Source organism: Caulobacter sp. FWC26, assembly GCF_002742645.2.
In the GTDB taxonomy this organism is placed as follows: Bacteria; Pseudomonadota; Alphaproteobacteria; order Caulobacterales; family Caulobacteraceae; genus Caulobacter.
Genome location: NZ_CP033873.1, coordinates 47,405 through 67,654 on the forward strand (window position 1 = coordinate 47,405; position 20,250 = coordinate 67,654).

Here is a 20,250-nt window from a genome sequence, read left to right on the forward strand (position 1 = left end):
GCTCGAACAGGGAGGCGCCGTGCTCTTGGACGATCATCGGGATGATCAGCAGGACGAGGCCGAGGCGCTGCTCGCGCGGATCATGATGATCCGGGACGACCTGAAGGCTGGCCGGCTGACGTGGGCCCAGGTCGAGGCCTATCGCCGTCTGGGCCGGACGGTCGAGCGGATCACCCGCCAGATGGACGCCGCGCCCGATCTTGAGACCGCCGACGCGCTCTGGCGGGAGGGGGTGAAGATCATCAGGACCTATCTGGCCGAGCACTTCGCGGCCCCGACCTGCCACTAGGGGCGTGGATCTGCTCCGGATTGAACGGTGGCGAGGGTTCGGCCAACCTGGCCTTAACAGCACGGTTTCGGAGCGAACGGTGGCGGAGACGGCGGCGCGGTACGTGGTGCGGTTCGACGATGACTTTCCCCTCGCCGACGTCGAGGCGCTCGCGGCCGAACTCATGGCCTCGGGTGTGTTGGCGCCGGGCTTCATCCCGCCGCCGGCCGGCCTCCTGAAGCCGGAGGCGATCGTCTACGCCAAGGACGAGCAGGGCTACGACACCGTCGTCCTTCCCGACCGTAACCTCGTCTCGCGCATGGCCCGGGTCGCCGAACAGGGCCACGCCGACCTCAAGGACCAGACAAGCCGCACCGCCCTGGCGTTGATGGCCTATTGCCAGGCGATGAACCTCGATTTCGAGCCGTCTCTCGCCTACCACGAGCTGGGCGTCGTCAGCGGCAACAGCCGCGCGCGCGAGGAGCTGGGGTGGTTTCGCGCGGCCGATCGCGGCGCGGCGCGCGATTGGGTGGCTCTGGCGGCGGGGCGCCAGGCGCGCGTCGATCTCGGCGGTCCGACCAAAGCGCCGCCGCACGACTTCGCCAAGGTCCTCGGGCGTTGGCGGCGCAACTATATCGTGGCGCTTCGAGTGGCCCGCCTCGAGTTATCGCCGCGACCGCCGATCGAGCGGCTCAAGGCGCTGGTCGAATGGATGTACGAGGACTTCATCTTCGCCGGTCCCGCCACCCTCTATGCGTCGATGTATTTCGGCCCCCGGGCTGAACGGGGCGGCCTCTTCAAACGCTTGCGGTCGAAAGATCCCGAGGCGCGTATCGCCGGCGTCCGCAGCGCCGCCTGGGACATGACCCACCTGAGCGACTTCGTTCGTCGGGTCGGCGCCGCCGAGGCCGAGAAGAGGCGCTATGTGTTCGCCAGCGGCGACCTTGGCCTCGTCCAGATCGCGACCTGTCTGTTTCTCGGGCCAGAACCGGCCGACGGATGGCCGAGCCTGTCTGAGGCCTTCGAGGCCTGGTGGCTCCCCAAGCAGGCGCAGCAGGCGGCCGCGGTGATCTTCGATTGCATCGATCGCCTTCGAGCCTCGGATCGCCCGCTGCCCAATCCGGCGCCGGATCTCGTCGGGCGCTTGATCGCGGACGGCGAGGCCTGGCTTCGCGCGGCGCCGGTCGACTAGAGGGGCGGCTCGGCCATCAGCGCCGCGTGGACGCGGCGCGAGAGGTCGTCATAGACCGCGCGGGCGGCAGGCTTTTGCTGGCTCCAGCGGAAGAAGCCGGCCAGGTCTTCGTTGGAGACCGGGACGGTCCACAGCACGCGCAGCCAGGCGACGGCCTCATCAAGGGCGTTCTTGTCGGGGCGATCGGTGGGAGCTTGGGTCCGCATGGTGGCTTCGATCCACGGGGAGGCGACCGCTGTGCGCGGCGTGGGGTATACGCACCCGCACGATGAGCCCAGGCGGTCGGCGGTTCAAGCCCGTGGAAGGGCCCGTCTTCGGCAGCGCAAGCTCGGCAACAGCGGTTGCGGCGCCTAGGGTGAAGCTGACATCGTTTGGGCATGTCGTACTTTGAACCCGAGACTTGGCGCCCCGCGACCCGCCAGGAGTTCCCGGACTATCTGGCGGAACGTCGGGCGCCTCGGCGCGACGACGAGCGCTCGGGCGATATCCTCGTCATCCGTAAGACTATTTCCCCCTTCGACCTCTACACCTACCTCAAGGCGCGATTTGGCGAGCCCAACGGGCTGATGACGCGGCTGGCCAGCGACGATTCCGACAACCTCTTCCACTGGGACTACCTGCTCTACGCTGGCGATCAGTTGCTGACCTTCACCGGCGCCACGCGCGAGGTGCATGTCAGCGTCGAGCGTCGGCTCGACGACGCCGAATGGCTGGCGTTCATCCGCAGGCTCCGGACCGACTTTGGCCGGGTTGGCCAGGACAAGGGCCGGGTGGCGGGCGAGCTGGAGAAATGGAGCGTTTTTCCCAACCGCTTCCTGGCCATCGCCAACCGATGCGCCGACCTCTTCCATGATCTTTCCGAGGCCCTCCCCAAGCTCCAGCGCGCGTTCGAGCGGGACGACGCCCGCCCCGGCCGGGAGGACTATGCCCGGCAGGCCGAGCGCCAGGCCGCGCTCGTCGCCAAGATCACCGCCGCGGCGCTGGAGCTGCCCATCCTCACGCCCGTGCTGTTCGAGTGCTTCCTGGGCCTGGTCGTCGGGCTCCTGGTCCGCCCGGAGGTCAAGGCCGATTTGGGTCGTTTCGACGCTTTCAGCCGGGGGCGGCTCAACGACAAGATCCTGTCGCTGCATGACCACTGCCGTGGCTTCGCGCGCGGCCTGTTGCCAGACAATGAGGCCCTGCAGCGCTTCTGGCCCGTGGTCGCCCGCCGCAACGATCTGATCCATGGCAACCTGGATCCAGTGCGAGACGCCGTCGAGATCGTCTATTTCGACCGCAAGCGGCCCCTGCACACCAGCGGCGGGGCCGGACACCGGTCCTACTGGGACAGCCTGATGGTGCAGTACCGACCTCAGCGGGTGATCGACGACTATCTGGCCATGCACCACGTGATCCACGAAATCCTGGAACACATGGAGCCGCAGGTTCGCGCCACGATCACAGCGGTCATGGGCGATACCCAGCCCGGCTGGGACCAGCGCCGCCGAAAGATCGGCTTGCTGTTTCCCGGCCATGTCGTCGGCGCCGTCATGCCGGGGCTGCGCTACGACAGTGAATTGCGTGCGCCGCGTGGGCGTTCGCGCACGGCTGCGGCGAAGGCGGTGGACTAGACAGCACGCTGGGCGCGTGGGCGTCCCGCCTGCGGCGGCCGGGCTCTAGGCGGCGGGGCCGCCCCGAGCCCCCTCCCCTCTCCGCCCATGTCGGTTCGGTCCAGGGTCTCGGCCCATGCGGGTTGCGATCCCTGACGCGGGGCGGTGGAGCGGTTGGGATGGTCCGGTCAGGCCGACGCGCCGGCCTCGGCGGTCAGCTGCGTCAGGCGCGCGTCGCAGACGGCGCGGACCAGATCGATCAGGGCCTCGGCCGTCTGTTTCAGGTCCTCGAGTTCGGCGGCGGTGATCTTGTAGGTCGCCTGATTGTAGCGGGCGTCGACATAGGCGCGCTTGAGCTTTTCGAACGGCTTGCGCATCGCCCGCGTCTCACGCGGCCAGGCGGCCGTCAGGGATGGGGCCTTGGCCTCGGCCTGGGCGCGCAGGAATTTGATGTTGTGCGAGCGCGGCGCGTAGAAGCCGGTCAGCAGCAGCACGGCGATATAGGCCGCTTCGACCGTCTGGTGCAGGTTGAAGGCGGCTTTGTGCGGATAGTCCTTCAGTTCGCCTTTCGACATCGCGTAGGTGGCGAGATCGAGCGAGGTCTCGATCGTGTCGAACACCTCCTTGTAGTGCCTCTGGCCGAGCGCCAGGGCCGCTTGCGGCGTCAGGGGCTTCAGCGGGCTGAAGGCGTGGCCGGGGGTCTCATAGAGGACGATCCCCTGCTCGATCACCTCGCGGAAGAAGTAGAGGCCCGCGTCCAGGCCCTGGTTGATGTCGTCGAGATCGTTGACCAGCAGGTTGACGATCCGGCCGATGGCCGGGTCGTGCAGGATCTTCTGCTCGGTCTCGAACCAGTAGTCGGCGATGTCGGTCAGCTTCTCGTCGCTGACCACGACCAGGATGTCGAAATCCGACAGGTAGCCGTTCTCGGGTTCGTCGACGAAGTCGCCGCGCGCATAGCTGCCGAACAGGATGATCTTGTAGATCTTGGCCCCGCGTCGCCAGCCCTGCGTGCCGCCGGCCACGGCCGCCTCGAACCCGCGCAGCAGGTGGCCGGTGATCGCCTCCAGCTCCTCTTGCTGGCGCTCGGGCAGATGATCGAGATTCGACTTCATGGGTAGGGAGTCTCGCCGAGCGGGCCTGGAGGGACAAGGTTTTTGCGGCGGTGGCGGGCGGTTTCCAGGGCTGCCATACCGCTGAGGGTCTGTTACGGATACGCGTAATCAGATGTCCAGTTTACGGATATATGTAAGTGGTTGGCTTGCGTCATCCCGAGTGATGAATTACGTATCTGCGTAATCGCAAGTTCCACTTACGGATATCCGTATGCGTGATCCCATTTTGTCGCCGATCGGGGCGGCCATTCGCGCCACGCGCCATCGGCGGGGCTTTGGCCAGGCCGACCTGGCTGCGCGCGTCGGCCGGCCCGTGCCGCGGATCTCCGAACTGGAGACCGACCTACTGCGCGAGCGCATCGGCCGCGACCGGCTGTCCCTGCTGGCCGAGGTCTGCGACGCCCTGGACCTGGCCCTGGTCGCCGTGCCGCGCGAGGCCCTGCCTCGGGTCGAGGCGGCGATCGAGGCTGCGCCGCGGCGCGCGGTCCATCCCCACCAGGCCTCAATGTTCGACGAGATGTTCGTCGACCTTTCGGACGATGACGCCCTGGCCGCCGAGGCCGCCGAAGTCGACGAGCCTTCGGACCGGCCCGGCTCGGATCGGGGGGACGGCTGATGGCCAAGCCGGCGGCCGTCCTGGGGGTGCATCTGTTCGACGTCGACGGCGTGGCCGTCCGCGTCGGGACCCTGTCGCGGGATGCGGTGGGGGCCACGGCCTTCACGCCCGACGAGGCCTATCTGCGCGATGCGGAGCGGCCGATCCTCAGCCTGAGCTGGCATGTGCCCGGAGATCCCGAGGCGACCCGCGCGCGCCTGGCCGCGCGCACCGACAAGATCGCCCTCTACGGCGGCCTGCCGCCCTGGTTCGAGGGAGTACTGCCCGAGGGGGCGCTGCGCGAACTGGTCGCCGCCGAGATGGGGCCTGGCGATCACGGCTCGTTCGACGTCATCACCCGCCTGGGAGCCGACCTGGCCGGCGCGGTGCTGGTCGTGCCCGAGAACGCCGAGGCCCTGGACACGGCCGGCCCCCTGGACCTGGCCCGGGTGGCTGGGTTCCGCGCGCCCGTGCCCAAGGGCTTCGTCAAGTTCTCCCTGGCCGGGGTGCAGCTGAAATTCACCTCCAGCCTGCGCAAGGACAAGTTCGCCGCCCCGGCCCGGGCCGGCGAGGGCCGCTACATCGTCAAGCTGGACAGCGAGAAGTACCCTCGCCTGCCCCAGGCCGAGTTCGCCGGCATGACCCTGGCCAGCCTGGCCGGCGTGCGCACTGCGCCGTTCTCGCTGATCGACCGGGCCGCCATCGCCGACGTGCCCGCCAACCTGATCGTCGGCGACCACGCCCTGGCCGTCGAGCGCTTCGACCGGCCCGGCGAGGGCCGGCGGATCCACATCGAGGACATGGCCCAGATCCTCGGCGCGGCCGGCGACCAGAAATACACCAAGGGCAACAGCGAGATGATCCTGCGGATGATCCAGCGCTTCAGCACCGACTGGCGCGACGACGTCCTGCAGGGCTTTCGCCGCCTGGTCGTCGATGTGATGCTAGGCAACGGCGACAACCATCTCAAGAACTGGTCGTTCATCTTCCCGGAACCGGGTCAGGTGCGGCTCTCGCCCGCCTACGACATCGTCCCCACCGTGCTCTATGGCGACACGACCCTGGCCCTGCCCTTCGCGGGCATTCGCCGCTTCTCGCGCCTGTCGCTGCACCAGTTCGATCGCGCCGCCTCGTATCTGCGCCTGGATCCGGCCTGGATCCGCAAGGAGGTCAAGATGACCGTACAGCGGGCGCTGGACCTGTGGCCCGCGGCGCTGGCCGACCTGCCCCTGGACCCCGCCGACCGTGACCGGCTGATCGGCCGCTGGGCCAACCTGACCCTGGTGGCCGAAGCCAGGGCTTGAGCAAAGCCGGGCGTTGAGAACGCGTGAACCACGCGCGCCGGCGCCTTTGGCCCGAGGGCTTGGACATAGCGCCGACCACCCGGCCGGGGACCGCCAAGATCGCCGGGCGGCGCGGTGAGTCTCTTGGGGGCGAGAGCTGCGTCGCGTCGGTCGATTTCGTCGGCTTGTGCGTCGATAGGTTGCAAATCCGGCTGGTGCAATACCCGATTTCTAGGGGGTTGGAAAAGGCCGGAGCCAGGGACTGGAGCGGGCGCGCCGATCGGGCGCGCTATGCGGAGGTTCCGCCATGTCATCGTCTGTCTCGACATCGTTGCCTGAGGGTTCGGGCTGGTCTGAGGTCCGGGTCGCAAGGCTCAAGGCCCTGTGGGCCGAGGGGCTGAGCGCCAGCCGCATCGCCGCTGTCCTTGGCGCGGTCAGCCGCAACGCCGTCATCGGCAAGATCCATCGCCTGGGCCTGGCCGGGCGCGTCCCGCCCGCGCCGCCCGGAGGCCGGGCCACCATACCGCCCCGGGTCCGGCGGCCGGGCAAGCGCCCCTCCCCGCCCCGGCCGCCAGCGGGTCCCAGGCCGCCCGGCGGCGCGCCGGCGCGCTCGGCGGCCAGGCCGCGCGCGACCGCCGTCCTGGTCGAGGCCGTCGGGCTGGCGGCCGACCTCTGCGCCCTGCCCCGCGGCGGCTGTCATTGGCCGCTGGGCGATCCCAAGCATCCCGACTTCAGCTTCTGCGGCCAGGCCGCGCCCAGGCCGCCGTACTGCGCGGCCCATCGGGCGCGGGCCTATCGCTGCGCCCCCGCGCCGGCAAGGGGCGGCCGGGTTCGGCGCGCGGCCTGAAGGCCGGCAAGCGTCCTGCGGCGCGGACCCGGCCCTTGGCTCGAACGACCTCGCCACCTCCCGGCGGCCGGCGCAAGGGACGCTGCGCTCAAAGCCCCTGCGCCGGCCGCTGGAAGGCGGCGCGGGGGGCGGTCGCGAGCCGAAGGGCTCGTTCCTCGACCCCAGACCGGGAGCCTTCCCATGACCTTCCAGCCCCCTCCCCTCTCCGCCCCCCTGACCGGCCGTCTGACCCCGCTCGAGGCCCAGGCCCTCGACCTGGACGATCCTCGCCCGCATCCGCCCGAGGACGCCCTCGTCCAACTGGGCCAGGCGCTGATGACCGAACTGCTCGACGTCGTCGGCGACACCGCCCTGCAGGACTTCCAGGGCGTACTCTGCGAGGCGCTGATCGGCGCCTTCCATTCGGCCTCCCAGCGCATCGATCGCGACGCTGATCGCGGCCGCGACGAGATCAATCGGCTGCTGCGCGACTTCGACGCCTCGGAGGTGGCCGACAGCGACCTGCAGGCGGCCATGGCGCGGACCCGGGCGGCCGACGTGGCCGTGCTGGCCGCCGACTTGGTGCGCGACGCCGCCGCCGAGGCCTATCGTGTGGCCACCGGCGAGGTCTGGACGCCCTGGCGCGGCAGCGTGCGGCCCTCGCGCGTCACCGCCGCCCAGGTCGAGGCCCGCGAGGCGATCCGGGCCATGAAGGCCCGCCGTCACCAGGCCGTCGATCCGGGCAGCGCCGTGGTGGCCTTCCGCGCCGCGCCGGGGGCCGACAGCGCCCTGGACGGCGGCCGGATCTTCGACGCCCTGAACTGGGCGCGGGCCACCTGGCCGGACATGGCCCTGGCCACCAGCGGCGCGCGCGGCGGCGAGAAGCTCGCCGTCTCCTGGGCCAAGCAGAAAGGCGTGCGCCTGGTCCTGGCCAAGGCCGATTTTGACCGCGACGGCCGGGCCGCGCCGTTCCGGGCCAACGAGGCGCTCCTGGCCCTGGAGCCCGTCTGCGTCCTGACCCTGGCGGCCAGCCTGCAACCACACCCCGAGGGCGAAGGCCGCCCCTTCGGGCCGGCGCTCAATCTCGCCCAGAAGGCCGCCGAGCGCGGCATCCGCTGCGTGCCGATCCGCGCGGGGCGGTGAGCGCGCGGCCGGCGCGGCGGCCTGCGCCGCGCCGGTCTGGTTCTGGCGGCCGGAATGAACCCGGAACGAACATCCAGATGTTGCGGCCGCCGCCTCGGACGCCACGACGCCTTGGGGTTGGCGATTCGTTCGTGCGACGGCTGTGCTGGGTGCACCGGACGACGGTTTCGGGGCGTCTGGCCGGTCCTGTGGCGCGCTCGGCGATCGGCTCGACGTTCCCCGTGACCCTTGGGGGAACGACCTTGCGCGCCCGGCCCGGTGACGCGGACCCTCGTCATGGGCGCAGGCTGGCGAGTGGCCGCGCGATGTCGTTGGCGGCGGAGGCGTGGCGGCGACCCGCAAAGCGCCCGCTTTCCCGAGGTTGGCGCAAGACCCCTGCCCCGCGGCGCATCCGTCGGTCGCGCCGTGTCCAGCACGAACCGGTCCGTCCTGGCCGGAGGGCCGACGGGTCTTGGCCCTCACCGCGATCGATCACGTCGTCCCTAGGGCGGGGCGGGCCGGGTCCAAGCCGACCTGGCCAAGGCCAGGCGCTCTGGCCGGACCCTCCGGCCTTCCTCCGCCTTGCTGCGTGCAGGCCGGCTTCCAGCCGTCGCGGGCTTGGGCCCGTCCCTGCGCCCCGCCCTCGCAGGGCCCGTGATCGCGGCGAGGGCCGCGGCCCGCCGGGGCTTCTCCCGGCGGGAGACGGAGAAAGACCATGCTGAACAAGGCTCAACTGATCGGCTTCACCGGCGCGGACAGCGAGATCCGCACCACGCTCAAGGGCAAGAAGTACGCGGTGCTGCGGGTCGCCACCAGCCGCTACACCAAGAAGGACAACGAGCGGCAGGACTTCACCACCTGGCACCAGGTCGAGATCTGGAGCCCGGGCACGGTCAAGTGGCTCGAAGGCCGGGTCCTGGCCAAGGGCTCCAAGGTCTATGTCGAGGGCGAAATCCGCAACGAGCGCTACACCGACAAGGACGGCAAGGAGCACTACTTCACCAAGATCGTCGTGGCTGGTCCCGGCCATGAGCTGAAGTCGCTCGATCGTCCCGAGACCAACCCCGAGGCCGAGCCCGAGCCGGGCGAGGAAGGCTGATCCGGCAGGCCCGCCCCGATCACGGGGCGGGCCATTGCGGTCACCGATCCCCCGATGATCCGCGGCGCCGGCCAGGATGGGCGGCCGGCGGCCGGGGTTTGTTGTCAATTGACAACAAGGGCGAGCGGCGCGCGGCGCATCGCTGGACGTCAGGCCTCTTCAGCGCCCTCGCCCGGCTCGTCCTCGTCCTCGTCCTCGTCCGACAGGTGCTCCTGGCAGAGGCGGCGGACCAGGGTTGTGGCGTCGTCGGCCGAGAGCGTCCGCTGCGTGCGCAGGACCTCGGCGAAGGCCGCCACGACGTCCCAGATCTTGCCCTTCAGGGCCTCGGCGATATCGACCTCGTAGTCTTCCAGTAGCCAGTCGTCGCCATGGCCGGCGATCTGCGCCAGGACGGTTCTGGCCAGATGATAGTCGACGACGGTGGCCTGGCGGGTTTCCGCCGCGGTGAGGGGAATGTCCCACAGGCTCGCGGCGTGGGTCTCGGCGACCCCGCCGGCCACGAACGCCCAGATCAGGACCTGCCGCGCCTTGACGGCGTCATAGGCGCCGGCCGCCTTCAGCGCGTCCCGGCGCGCCTCGTCCAGACTGATGGCGGCCGCCCCGAAGCCGCGGCCGGCCAGGGTCACCGCGTCGGCCAGCCTGACCGGCTGCTCTTCGTCGCCGATCGCGAAGACCGCGTGCGCGGCTTCGTGGATCGCGGCCAGGCGATCGTCTTCATCCTCGGTGCGAGGGCGTGGCGACATGGGATGCTCCTGGGTGAAAGGCGCGCGGCGTCTAGCGGCGAACGCGAGGGGGCGCAAGCCACGCCGCGTCACGCAAACCCCGAGCGCCGCAGCCGGGCGCTGCGTTTGTTGTCAATTGACAACAAGGCCCCGAACACGCCGAGCCCTTTGCCTCGGCGACCGTGTCGGGCGCACAATGGCGCGATGTCCAAGCGCGCGATTCGTAATCAAGAGTTCGACCTCTTCATCCCGCAGGTCGCGGACCTGGCGTGGAAAGACCAGCGCGAGCTGATGGAGCGGCCGTTCTTCTCGCTGGGCAAGCGCAAGCGTCTCAAGCCGATCGAGTATGTCAGCCCCGACGGCGACGTTTCCGTGCGGGTCAGCGCCAACCCCCAATTCGGCATCGCCACCATCTGGGACGCCGACATCCTGATCTGGGCCACCTCGCACCTGAACAAGCTGCGCGAGCGTGGCGACAACGACATTCCGCGCACCATCCACACCACCTCCTACGACCTGCTCAAGGCGATCCACCGCGACACCGGCGGCGCCGGCTATCGTGAACTGCAAGCGGCGCTGGAGCGGCTGCAGTCGACGACGATCGAGACGAGCCTGCGCGCGCCCAAGCGCAACAAGCGCGCCCAGTTTGGCTGGCTCGACGAGTGGCAGCTTGAATCCGATCCGGTCACCGGCGCGCCGCGCGGCCTGACCCTGACCCTGTCCAACTGGGTCTATGAGGGGTTGATGCGCGACCGGGCGCTGCTGACCCTGCATCCCGACTATTTCCTGCTGACCGGCGGGCTGGAGCGGGCCATCTACCGCATCGCTCGCAAGCACGCCGGCGACCAGCCGGCTGGTTGGACGTGCCGGGTCAAACTCCTGCACGAGAAGTCGGGCAGCGAGGGCCCGCTCAAGCAGTTCACCTACCTGCTCAAGAAGATCATCGCCGCCGACAGCCTGCCCGACTACGCCATGGCCCACGTCACGACCCGGGACGGGGAGGCGGCCGTCCACTTCATCCGGCGCGATGCAGCCGAGCGCGCCCGAATCAAGGCCGAGCTCGACGCCCTGGCCGAGGCTGATTCTCGGCGGGTCCGGGAGGACGAGCGCGCCGAAGCGATGGACGCACTGCTGGAACGCCGACGTCGACCGTCGGGGGATCGGTGACCTGTTCCTCGGGGGATCGGTGACCGGCCCTTCGGGGTAACGGTGACCGGGGTGACGGGGGATCGGTGACCGCTCGTTCTCGCAAAGCCTTGTGGCGTAAGGCCTCGCGCGCCTCTTCAGGCCGCTTAACCTTCTTAACTTGGTCCCATAACGATTTCTTCTAACGGCGGGCGGGGAGTCGTCGCCAGCGCGACGCGCCTCGAGCCTTTGAGGGCTCGACGCGACGCTTACGGGTTAAGGTTTTGTTTACGCTCTCAGCCGACAACTTTGCAAAATTCGTCTAGTCTCATCGAAATTTGCAAAGTGGAGGGGTGATGACCGCGACCGCCTTGGCGACCGAAGCCACCGGACCCGTGCTGCTCGACGCGCTGACCAATCTGACCACGCGGGCCGACGACGTGATCACCCGCCTGAGGGCGTCGGTGTTCGCGCCGGGGATCGAAAAGATCGTCGACACCCGCTTTCCCATCAGCAAGGCCGCCGAGATGGTTGGTAGGACCCCGGAGGCCATACGCCAGGCCGAGGCCGAGGGCCGTCTGCCCACGCCGCGTATGACCGACACCGGGCGCCGCGAGGGCTACAGCCTGGCCGAGGTCAACACCATGCGCGACCTGTTCGGCACCCGTCCGCGCCGAGCCGAGGGCGACCCGCCGATCGTGCTGGCGGTGCAGAACTTCAAGGGCGGCGTCGGCAAGTCCACCCTGACCTGCCACATCGCGCAGTATCTGGCGCTAAAGGGCTATCGCGTCGCGATTATCGACTGCGACAGTCAGGCCTCCTCGACGACGGTGTTCGGCTTCAATCCCGACATCGACATCGACGACGACCACACCCTGCTGCCGTTCTTCTGGCATGGCGGCGAGCCGACGCTCGACTATGCCATCCGCCCGACGGCCTGGACCGGCATCGACCTGATCCCGGCCAACCTGGGGCTCTACCAGGCCGAATACGAGGCCGCCGCGCGCATGAAGGGTAGGCCCGAACTGCTCGATCGCCTCCGCAATGGTATAGCTGGTATTGCCGACCGGTATGACGTGGTCCTGCTGGATCCGCCGCCGGCCCTGGGCATGATTTCGCTTGCGGTTCTGCGGGCGGCCAACGCCCTGCTGATCCCCACGCCGCCGTCCACCGTCGACTTCGCCTCGACCGCCCACTTCCTGCGGATGATCGTCGACACCGTCGGGTTGCTCGACCAGTACGGCCTCAGCAAGAACGGCTACGAGTTCTTGCGCGTGGTGACCACCAAGGTCGACGAGGCCAAGAGCGCCCATGTGCAGATCCGCGAGATGATGGCGGCGGTGTTCGGCGCGGACATGCTGACCAATTCGCTGCTCGACTCGGCCGAGATCGACAACGCCAACGTCCAGCTGCGCACCGTCTACGAGGTTTCCGGCGGCGGGCGGGTGCATGAGCGCTGCCGCAACAACCTCGACCGGCTCAACAGCGAGATCGAGATCCTGATCCGCAAGGCCTGGCCGAGCCATCGCGCCGAACTGCGCCGTCTGGGCGTCGGCTAGGGGAGGGGACCATGGCGTCGACCACGAGCAAGAACCGCAACATCCTGGGCAACCTGATCGGCGAGGCGCCGGCGCCGACGGCGGTCACCAATCCCCCGACGGCTACGGCGGCGGCGGTCGCGCCGGCCGCCGCGGCCGAGCTAGCGCCCGCCGCCATACCGCCGCGGGTCAACGACCGCATGATGGGGCTCTCGCGGCTGGCCTCGGGCGACTATGTCGAAAAGACCCTTCGGCTGGTCGATCCGGCGCGCTGCCGGATGTGGGCGCGTCATAACCGCAAGTACGCCCTGCTGACGCCGGAGAACTGCCAGGAGCTGCTGGAAGGCCTGCGCGCCCAGAACAAGCAGGAGTTCCCCGCCATTGTCCGCCGGGTCACCGATGATCCGGACTTCGATTTCGAGGTGATCGCCGGGGCGCGGCGCCACTGGGCGGTGTCCTATCTCCGCGACGTCGAACATCGCGAGATCAAGTATCTCGTCGAGGAGCGCGAGCTGGACGACGAACAGGCCTTCCGCCTGGCCGATGTCGAAAACCGCGCCCGTAACGATCTTTCCGACTATGAGCGGGCGGTTGACTATCTCGACGCGATCGAGCGCTATTACGGCGGCGTGGCCGTGCGCATGGCCGAGCGACTGGATGTCGACCGGGCCTGGCTTTCGCGCTTCCTGGACCTGGCCAAGCTGCCGCAGGACGTCGTGGCCGCGTTCGGGGATCTCCTGCAACTGCGCGAATCCCATGCCCGGCAGTTGAAGGCCTTCCTGCTCCAGGGACCCGAGAAGGGGCGGATCATCTCGGCGGCCAAGACCATCAGCGCCGACCAGCAGGCCCGGCGCGAGGCCGGCGAGCCCTATCTGGAGGCCCACAAGGTCGTGGCGGCTCTGAAGAACGCGGCGGTGGCCAAGGCGCCCGCGCCGCCGTCGCCACAGCCGCGCGTGGTGCGACAGGGCGAGGTGACCTTGTTCACGGTCAAGCCCAAGGGGCCCAAGCGGGCGGTCGTCGAGCTTGAGCTCGACGCGGGCGCGACCAACGCCGAGTTCATCGCCGCCCTGCAGGCCGAGATCGATCGGTTGCGCCCCAATCGCTGATCCTGGCGCAGGATCGTCAGACCAGCCCCGCCCGCCGACCCGGCGCGGCGGGGTTTTTCATGCGCGGGAGACGCCGGCGCGGTCACCATTCCTCCGATCTGGGACCGGGCGGGGCGGCGAGGCGGCCTTGTTGTCGATTGACAACAAGCGCCTCGAGCCGAAGGGCTCCGGGGCTCGGCCGGCCTGATCACGGCCGTGCGGGGCGTGTTGTCAATTGACAACAAAGGCCCCTGCGCGGGCCGCAGGGCACGGGGGATCAGTGACCGCGGGTTCCCACCACACCCTCGGGCGTCACCCTAATTCTGAGGGATTGCGCTGCGCGCGGCGACGGCGCCAGGCTTGGGCCATGCGCCTGGCTGATCGTCTTCTTCTGGCCGCCGCCGCCCCAGCGTTGCTGGCGCTGGGCGGTCTGCTGGTCGATGCGCCGCTGCTGCTGTTCAACACCTCGTCCAGCGAGCCGGTGGGCCTCTACCGCCGGGTCGCCGCCGCGCCGGCGCCGGGCGCGTTGATCGCCTTTCGACCGGTAGGCGCGGCCAAGGCCTATCTGCTGGGCGCGCAGCCGGGCCGGGCGCGCGGCAGCATCCTCAAGGGCGTGGCGGCCGGGGAGGGGGCCTTGGCCTGCGCCGGGTCGACGCTGAGCGTCGACGGGCGCGCCCTGGGCCCGATCGCGACGCGGGATGGTGCGGGGCGGCCCTTGCCGCGCTGGCGCGGGTGCCGACGCTTGGCGCGCGGCGAGTTCATCGTCTTCTCCGACCGCATCCCCAACAGTTTCGACAGCCGATACTACGGGCCGATCCAGGCCACGCAGATTCTCGGCGTCTACGCCCCTTTGTGGACGACGGGGGCATGAGGTCGTTCCGAGCGCTTGGCGGCCTTCTGGGCCTGCTCCTGGCGCTCGGCGGCGGGGTCTCGCGCGCCCAGCTCCTGGCCAGTCCCGCTGGCGACGACGTGGCGAGCGCCGTGGCCGCGCCGGGGGCGCGGGAAGCCATCGCCCGGGTGGCGGTCGCCGAGGCCGCCAACCAGGGCGACAGCGGCCTCCTGGCGGTCGTCTACACCATTCTCAACAGGGTGGCCGACGGACGCTGGGGGCGCAGCATCGACCAGGTGCTCAACGCCCGCGCCCAGTTCGAGCCGGTCTTGCGGGCAGGCGGCGACTGGCGCGGCCTGCCGGCCGCCAGCGCGGTGCAGCGGGCCCGTGTCGACACCCTCATCAACCTGGTGGTGGACGGGCGCGCGCCCGACCTCACCGGCGGGGCGCTCTACTTCCAGAATCCGCGCATCGTCGCCGACCGCGCCGCCTCAGGCCAGGTCTCGCCTCGGCTCGTTCATTTCGGGGGGCGCACGCCGAGCGCGGTGATCGGCGACCATGCGTTCTACCCGCCTCTGGAGCCGCCTCGCGCCGCGCCGGCGTCCGAGCCGGCGGCGATCTTCGTGCCCAGGTCGCCGGCGGGCGAGGCGGGCGCCGCCGAGGCGACGGACCCGCCGCGCCAGGCGGGCGTGCGGGGGATCTTCGTGCTGTCGGATGGGCGGACCGTCGAGAGCCGCCGATAGGGGAGGGACCCCAAGAGGCGGTGACCGCGGTTCTCACGGGCGTGGGGCCGCGCGCCTGTCGGCCGCGTCCCGCCGCGCCCATCGAAACGTCGTCTGGCGCGTGGGCCGGCCGTCCTGACGAGATCTCCATGAGATCTCGCCGCCGTCGTCTGGCGACGGCGTAGGCCGGCCTACTGAGCCTGGGGGCGACGTCGTCCCATCGTGTCACGGCGCCCCGCCGGTCAACGGCTGCGCCGTTCCCCTGCGCGGCCGCATGGCCGCTCCGGTGACAGGCGGGGACCCCGCCGTGTCCCGCCGGGTCAACGCCGCTCATCGGGAGCGGCCTGACGGAGGCTTTCACGATGTTCAAGCTGATCGACACGCTGATGCGGATGCTGGGCGGCGCACCGCGGGTTCGGCTTGGGGAGCCGGCCGACGGCCATGTGGAGGCCTACTGGGACCACGTGGACCGCCAGATTTGGCAGCAGGAAGAGGCCGAGTGGGTCGCCGCGCGCGCGGCGCGGGAGGCCGAGTGGAACGCCCTGCCCGAGGCCGAACGCGAGGCGGTCATCGCCTGGTGCGACGATCGCAACGCCGAGGGCAGGCTGGAGGATCACCGGTTCTACGCCCAGTGGCTGGCGCTGCGGATGCAGGGCTATGTCGGCGACTGAGGCGGGGGGCGTAAGGCCCCCCTTTTTGTCCCTGGACGTGGTGAGGCAGGACCGGGCGGTCCGCGCGCCCTGGCGGGCGATGCGCGGGCGGCCCTACGGATGGGCCGGCGCTCGCCGTCCTCCCGGGCGCTGGCGCCCGCCGATGGCGGTCTGCCTTGGCGCCCGTCGGCCTGGCGTCCAGCGGCGGGCCCGGCCGTCCTGACGAGATCTCCACGAGATCTCGCCGCCGTCGTCTGGCGACGGCGTAGGCCGGCCTACTGAGCCTGGTGGCGACGTCTTCCCATCGTGTCACGGACGACCCGAAGTCAACGGCTGCGCCGTTCCCCTCCACGCCCGCCTGGCGGGCGCTGCGGTGACTGCGGGACCCCGTCCGTGGCCCTCGGGTTCAACGTCGCTCACCCGGAGCGGCGGCCTGGAGATTTCACGATGTTCAAGCTGATTTTCAACCTGACCGCCCGCCCGGCGCGGCGCGCGCCCCTGGTCCTGACCGCGGCCGTGCCTGTCCTGGGTGATCGCGCCTTCGACCATCACGTCCGGGTGCGGGACGACCACTTCGAGACCCTTTACCTGGCTGAACACGGGCGGCAGGCTCGCGGATCACATGTTCTTCGACCAGTGGCAGGCGATCCGCAGGCGGGGCGCGGATCGCGACTGACCCGGGGGGCTTGGCCCCCCTTTTGTCGCCATCGACACGCCGCGCTCGCTCCCCGGCCCGGCGGTCGGGGCCTATCGGCGCCCCCGACCGGCTGGGCGCGGTCGCGTCCTCCGCAAGCTTAGCGACCGTGTCGCTGGACCGGGTCTTCGACCAGGTCGCCGCCGATCCGGACGGATCGGCGCTCGGGGCGCCGGCGTCGCCGGCGCAAGTAGGGCTGGCGCAGGGTGGGGCCGGGGGCGCGACCTGCGGCGCGCGGACCCGGACTGAAAGGCCGAGCGCGCTTGCCTCTCCGGGGCCGGCGCGGCGCGCCAGGCCCTGGTCGGCGCGCGTCTGGGGGAGGGCCCGGCCGGGCTGACACGATCGCCGCGCGATCGCGCCGCCGTCGTCCGGCGACGGCGTAGCCCGGCCTACTGAGCCTGGGGGCGCCTCTTCCCATCGCACCCTGTCACCCGAGCCCGTCAACCCGCTGACGCGGGTTCCCCTTGGGCGCGCGGCGCGCGCCCTGCGGTGACTGGCCGGGACCCGACAGGGGCAGGGGGGCAAGGCGCTCGCTGGGAGCGTCGTTCGGAGATCAGATCCATGACCTTCTCACAGACGGAAAAGCGTGTTGTCGCGATCGGGATCAAGCTGTCGATCGTCCTCGGTTTTGTGGCCTGCCTGGGCCTCGTCGGCTCATGGTTCATGGGCCGACCGATCGGACCCAAGGTGATGGCGGGCTGCGGCTGCGGGCTGTCCTTGGCCCTGGTCTCGGCGCTGTATCTGGGCGTCTGCCAGTTCGTCATCGACGCTTGCGGCAAGAGGGAGGGGGCGTGAGCCCCCTTTTTGCGCCGGTGTCGCCAGGTGCGGTCCCCGGGGGCGCGACCTGCGGCGCGCGGACCCGGACTGACAGGTCGCGCTCGCTTGCCTCCACGGCCCTGGCGCGAACGCGCAGGGTCCGGTCGGCGCGCGTCGGCCGGAGGGCCCGTCTCGCTGGCGGTCGCCCTGAAGGGCGACCGTCGCCGTCGACTGGCGACGGCGCGGCGTCGACTACTGAGCCTGGGGGCGCCTCTTCCCATCGTATCCTGTCACCCAGCCCGTCAACCCGCTGGCGCGGGTTCCCCTCCAGGATCGCGCGGGCGCGATCCTTCCGGTGACGGGCCGGGGCCCGACAGGACCACAGGGACAAAGGCGCTCAAAGGGAGCGTCGGGAAAGCGGAGTGTCCCATGTCCTTCTCGCCCCATTTCGACCTGATCGACCGCGAGCTGATCGAGGCCCACATCGCCAGCGGCCAGCCTCGCTACAGCGTCACGCTCCACCTGGCGCGGGGCGGGTTCATCCGCCGGTGGAGCAACGATCGTGACGAGGCCCTGGCCGAGCATGGCGCGGCGATCAAGAGTCCGGACCTGGGCTGGGCCGTTACGTTCGACCATCTTGGCCTGGACTCGATCGCGGTCGATTTCCCGCCCGATGGCAAGACGGCCGAGCAACTGAGGGCCGAGTGCGACGCGGCGCTCGACGCGATGCTGGACCGCTGGGCGGCGCAGAGCCAACACTAGGGAAGGGGGCGTCAGCCCCCTTTTTTGCGCCGGCGAACCCCTGGCTTCGCCTCGGCGCCGGGCGCCTCGCGCGCCAGTCGATCGGCGGCCAGGGCCTCGAAGTCGGGCAGGGCCGGGACCTCGCGCGCCTTCACCGGCGCGATGGCCAGGCCCAGGGTCTCGGCGATGGCCAGGCGGTCGCGGGGCCGATGAACGCGGCTGTCGACGATGGCCATCAGCCGGGCCAGCAACGGGTCGTCCGGGTCGGCTGCGGCCTCGGCCAGCAGGGTCGTCCCCAGTACGATCTTGGCCCGGGTCTCGCGCTTGCGTTCGGTCTGGTCGAGTTGAGCTTCCAGCCGCTCGACCCGGGCGCGCCAGACGGCGAGGCGCTGATCGTCGTCCTCGATCTTCGCCAGAGGCTTGACGTTTGTTCGGTCGCGCGACGCCGAGCCGCTGATCCCGGCCAGCCGTTCGCGAGCCCGATGTTCGCGATCAGCCAGGGCCACGGCCTGGGCCAGGAGACGGCGCGTCCTGGCGGCGTCGCTCTCGGGTTTGCGGTGGGGGACGGCGGCGGAGGGCATGGGGTTAAGCCGGGCGGGGTGGATGGAGGAGCGACTTGATCTTGGACCGGCATGAGGGTACGCCTAACCCGTCGGTGATGACAAGGGCGCAGTTATGCATTGCAAGCAATGCCTGCGGCCGGGGTCGTCCCAACGACCCCGGAAAGCCAAGGGGCGAGCCCCTTAGCGATCCCCAGCGCCAAGGCGCCAGGCAGAGGAGAAAGCGTGGCCCAGTTCCGGCTCGAGGTGCAGGCGATCAAGCGCGCGGACGGCCGTTCAGCCGTCGCCGCCGCGGCCTATCGCGCCGCCACGAGCCTGCACGACGCTCGCCTGGAGATGACCTTCGACTACACCGCCAAGGGCGGGGTGGTGTTCGCCGGCGTCATGGCGCCGGAGGGCGCGCCGGCGTCGTTTCTGAACCGCGAGACGCTGTGGAACGCCGCCGAAGCGGCCGACAAGCGGGCTGACTCCCGTACCGCCCGCGAAGTGCTGATCTCCCTGCCGCACGAACTGAGCGACGATCAGCGCCACGATCTGGTGCGCGCCTTCGTGGCCGACAGCCTGGTGGCGCGCGGCATGATCGCTGACTACGCCATCCACGATCCGGACGCCCATGGCGACCAGCGCAATCATCACGCCCATATCCTGGTCACCACCCGCCGAGTGGCCCCCGAGGGGTTTGGCCTGAAGGGTCGCGAATGGGACAATCCCGACGCCGTCGCGGCCTTGCGCCTTGAGTGGTGCGCCATCCAGAACCAGCATCTGCGCGAGCGTCTTGGTCCTGACGCGCCTCAAGTCTCGCACCTGAGCCTGGACCGCCGGGGCGAAGACCAAGAACCGACCATCCATCTGGGGCCAGCGGCCTCGGGCATGGAGCGGCGCGGCGAGGCCACCGACCGCGGCGACATCAACCGCCGGATCGAGGCGCGCAACAACGCCCGCAAGGAGGGCCCCAAGAAGGTCCGCGATCTGGAGGACCGCATGGCCCAGGGCTTGGAGCGGGGGCCCTATCCGATTGGCGCGGTGATCCGCGAGTTCGAGACCATCCATGCCACTATGGTCCAGGAACGCGACGGCTGGGCGCGGGCGCTGGGCGGCCTGCAGCGTCCGGCTCCGCCTCGCGCCAGCGAGATCGTGCGGGAAATCCTGGCGGAGGCGGGGACGGCGCGAGCGGCGGCCAAGGCCAGGCTGGCGGCCACCGAGCGTCGGATCGCGCGCGGACGGACGCGGCGCGCCAGCCTGCTGCGTTGGATCAACAATCCGGCGCGGATGATCTGGGCGGCGCATGCCGAACTCAATGCGCTGGTCCGCGACCGACAGGCCGCGCGCCTGGCCGAGATCCGCTACACGGTGCGCCGAGACTGGCTGGGCGGAACCGACGGGCGTTCGTACCTGGCCGCGCGCCTCAATCCCGAGAAGCAGGCCGCCGAGACGGCGCGCCGCGACGCGCGGACCCTCGAGCGCAAGATCAAGCGGGCCGACAAGCGCATCGAGGCGGTCTCGCGCACCCGCACCCGACTGCTGGTCGCCCAGGCGCTCGGCGAGCAGACCCTGGTGGCGCCGGCGCAGATGGGGCTGGGCGTGGGGCAGGCGGTGCGGGAGGTCGATCGGCGCGCGGTCGAGGCCATCGCCCGGCATCCGCTCGCCGACCAGCAGAAGGGCCTGCAGCAGGTGCTGGCGCTGGCGCGCGGCAAATCACCGTTCCCAGGACCCGAGCCATCGGGTCCCGGGCGCTAGGC

At 70.4% G+C, this 20,250-nt stretch carries 21 protein-coding genes; 17 read left to right on the forward strand and 4 right to left on the reverse strand.

The window, feature by feature from the left end; translation table 11 throughout:
• The first annotated feature begins 19 nt into the window (after positions 1-19).
• Complete coding sequence (locus CSW63_RS00210; RefSeq protein ID WP_127846914.1) at positions 20-289, forward strand: hypothetical protein; 270 nt, start codon at positions 20-22, stop codon at positions 287-289.
• A gap of 79 nt (positions 290-368) precedes the next feature.
• Positions 369-1,460: a hypothetical protein gene (locus CSW63_RS00215; protein WP_099504144.1), complete on the forward strand. Its 1,092-nt coding sequence runs from the start codon at positions 369-371 to the stop codon at positions 1,458-1,460.
• Here CSW63_RS00215 and CSW63_RS00220 read toward each other — a convergent pair.
• Positions 1,457-1,666: a hypothetical protein gene (locus CSW63_RS00220; protein WP_099504146.1), complete on the reverse strand. Its 210-nt coding sequence runs from the start codon at positions 1,664-1,666 to the stop codon at positions 1,457-1,459. The two genes, CSW63_RS00215 and CSW63_RS00220, sit on opposite strands and share 4 nt — an antisense overlap.
• Before the next feature lie 171 nt (positions 1,667-1,837).
• Here CSW63_RS00220 and CSW63_RS00225 point away from each other — a divergent pair, with 171 nt between their 5' ends.
• Entirely contained in the window at positions 1,838-3,070 is a 1,233-nt protein-coding gene (locus tag CSW63_RS00225; protein WP_099504148.1) for a hypothetical protein, read from the forward strand.
• 167 nt (positions 3,071-3,237) lie between these two features.
• Here CSW63_RS00225 and CSW63_RS00230 read toward each other — a convergent pair whose 3' ends face one another.
• Positions 3,238-4,164: a HEPN domain-containing protein gene (locus CSW63_RS00230; RefSeq protein WP_099504150.1), complete on the reverse strand. Its 927-nt coding sequence runs from the start codon at positions 4,162-4,164 to the stop codon at positions 3,238-3,240.
• A 211-nt stretch (positions 4,165-4,375) separates the two neighbouring features.
• On the opposite strand from CSW63_RS00230, the gene CSW63_RS00235 reads away from it, so the two are divergent.
• From CSW63_RS00235 to CSW63_RS00255, 5 genes are all read left to right on the forward strand, one after another.
• Positions 4,376-4,780 (forward strand): helix-turn-helix domain-containing protein, encoded by a 405-nt coding sequence (locus CSW63_RS00235; RefSeq protein WP_099504152.1) that lies wholly within the window; start codon positions 4,376-4,378, stop codon positions 4,778-4,780.
• Positions 4,780-6,063, forward strand: a complete 1,284-nt coding sequence (locus CSW63_RS00240; protein WP_099504154.1) for a type II toxin-antitoxin system HipA family toxin — start codon at positions 4,780-4,782, stop codon at positions 6,061-6,063. Before CSW63_RS00235 ends, CSW63_RS00240 begins: the two co-directional genes overlap by 1 nt.
• A 286-nt stretch (positions 6,064-6,349) precedes the next feature.
• Positions 6,350-6,889: a GcrA family cell cycle regulator gene (locus CSW63_RS00245; RefSeq protein WP_099504156.1), complete on the forward strand. Its 540-nt coding sequence runs from the start codon at positions 6,350-6,352 to the stop codon at positions 6,887-6,889.
• Positions 6,890-7,069: 180 nt separating this feature from the next.
• Positions 7,070-8,011, forward strand: a complete 942-nt coding sequence (locus CSW63_RS00250; RefSeq protein ID WP_099504158.1) for a DUF2493 domain-containing protein — start codon at positions 7,070-7,072, stop codon at positions 8,009-8,011.
• Positions 8,012-8,705: 694 nt separating this feature from the next.
• Positions 8,706-9,089: a single-stranded DNA-binding protein gene (locus tag CSW63_RS00255; protein WP_099504160.1), complete on the forward strand. Its 384-nt coding sequence runs from the start codon at positions 8,706-8,708 to the stop codon at positions 9,087-9,089.
• A 149-nt stretch (positions 9,090-9,238) separates the two neighbouring features.
• Here the strand turns inward: CSW63_RS00255 and CSW63_RS00260 are convergent, their stop codons facing one another.
• Positions 9,239-9,832 (reverse strand): hypothetical protein, encoded by a 594-nt coding sequence (locus CSW63_RS00260; RefSeq protein WP_099504162.1) that lies wholly within the window; start codon positions 9,830-9,832, stop codon positions 9,239-9,241.
• 183 nt (positions 9,833-10,015) lie between these two features.
• Between CSW63_RS00260 and CSW63_RS00265 the strand changes: the two genes are divergently transcribed.
• The 8 genes from CSW63_RS00265 to CSW63_RS00300 all read left to right on the forward strand — a co-directional run bounded on the left by CSW63_RS00265 (position 10,016) and on the right by CSW63_RS00300 (position 17,972).
• Entirely contained in the window at positions 10,016-10,978 is a 963-nt protein-coding gene (locus CSW63_RS00265) for a replication initiator protein A (RefSeq protein ID WP_099504164.1), read from the forward strand.
• Positions 10,979-11,292: 314 nt separating this feature from the next.
• On the forward strand, positions 11,293-12,495 hold the full coding sequence (locus CSW63_RS00270; protein WP_099504166.1) for an AAA family ATPase: 1,203 nt from the start codon (positions 11,293-11,295) through the stop codon (positions 12,493-12,495).
• Positions 12,496-12,506: 11 nt separating this feature from the next.
• Complete coding sequence (locus CSW63_RS00275; protein ID WP_099504168.1) at positions 12,507-13,580, forward strand: ParB/RepB/Spo0J family partition protein; 1,074 nt, start codon at positions 12,507-12,509, stop codon at positions 13,578-13,580.
• A gap of 346 nt (positions 13,581-13,926) precedes the next feature.
• Positions 13,927-14,430: a S26 family signal peptidase gene (locus tag CSW63_RS00280; protein WP_099504170.1), complete on the forward strand. Its 504-nt coding sequence runs from the start codon at positions 13,927-13,929 to the stop codon at positions 14,428-14,430.
• Entirely contained in the window at positions 14,427-15,131 is a 705-nt protein-coding gene (locus CSW63_RS00285; RefSeq protein WP_099504172.1) for a cell wall hydrolase, read from the forward strand. Before CSW63_RS00280 ends, CSW63_RS00285 begins: the two co-directional genes overlap by 4 nt.
• Before the next feature lie 341 nt (positions 15,132-15,472).
• Positions 15,473-15,781 carry a hypothetical protein gene (locus CSW63_RS00290; RefSeq protein ID WP_099504174.1) on the forward strand — a complete coding sequence of 103 codons (309 nt, stop codon included), beginning with the start codon at positions 15,473-15,475 and terminating at the stop codon, positions 15,779-15,781.
• Positions 15,782-17,015: 1,234 nt separating this feature from the next.
• Positions 17,016-17,249, forward strand: coding sequence for a hypothetical protein (locus CSW63_RS00295; protein ID WP_099504176.1), 234 nt, complete (start codon positions 17,016-17,018; stop codon positions 17,247-17,249).
• A gap of 390 nt (positions 17,250-17,639) precedes the next feature.
• A complete protein-coding gene (locus CSW63_RS00300; RefSeq protein WP_099504178.1) occupies positions 17,640-17,972 on the forward strand; it encodes a hypothetical protein in 333 nt (110 codons plus the stop codon).
• 11 nt (positions 17,973-17,983) lie between these two features.
• Here the strand turns inward: CSW63_RS00300 and CSW63_RS00305 are convergent, their stop codons facing one another.
• Positions 17,984-18,532, reverse strand: coding sequence for a hypothetical protein (locus CSW63_RS00305; RefSeq protein ID WP_099504180.1), 549 nt, complete (start codon positions 18,530-18,532; stop codon positions 17,984-17,986).
• 204 nt (positions 18,533-18,736) lie between these two features.
• Between CSW63_RS00305 and mobQ the strand changes: the two genes are divergently transcribed.
• Positions 18,737-20,248: a MobQ family relaxase gene (gene mobQ / locus CSW63_RS00310; RefSeq protein ID WP_099504182.1), complete on the forward strand. Its 1,512-nt coding sequence runs from the start codon at positions 18,737-18,739 to the stop codon at positions 20,246-20,248.
• Positions 20,249-20,250: the final 2 nt, after the last annotated feature.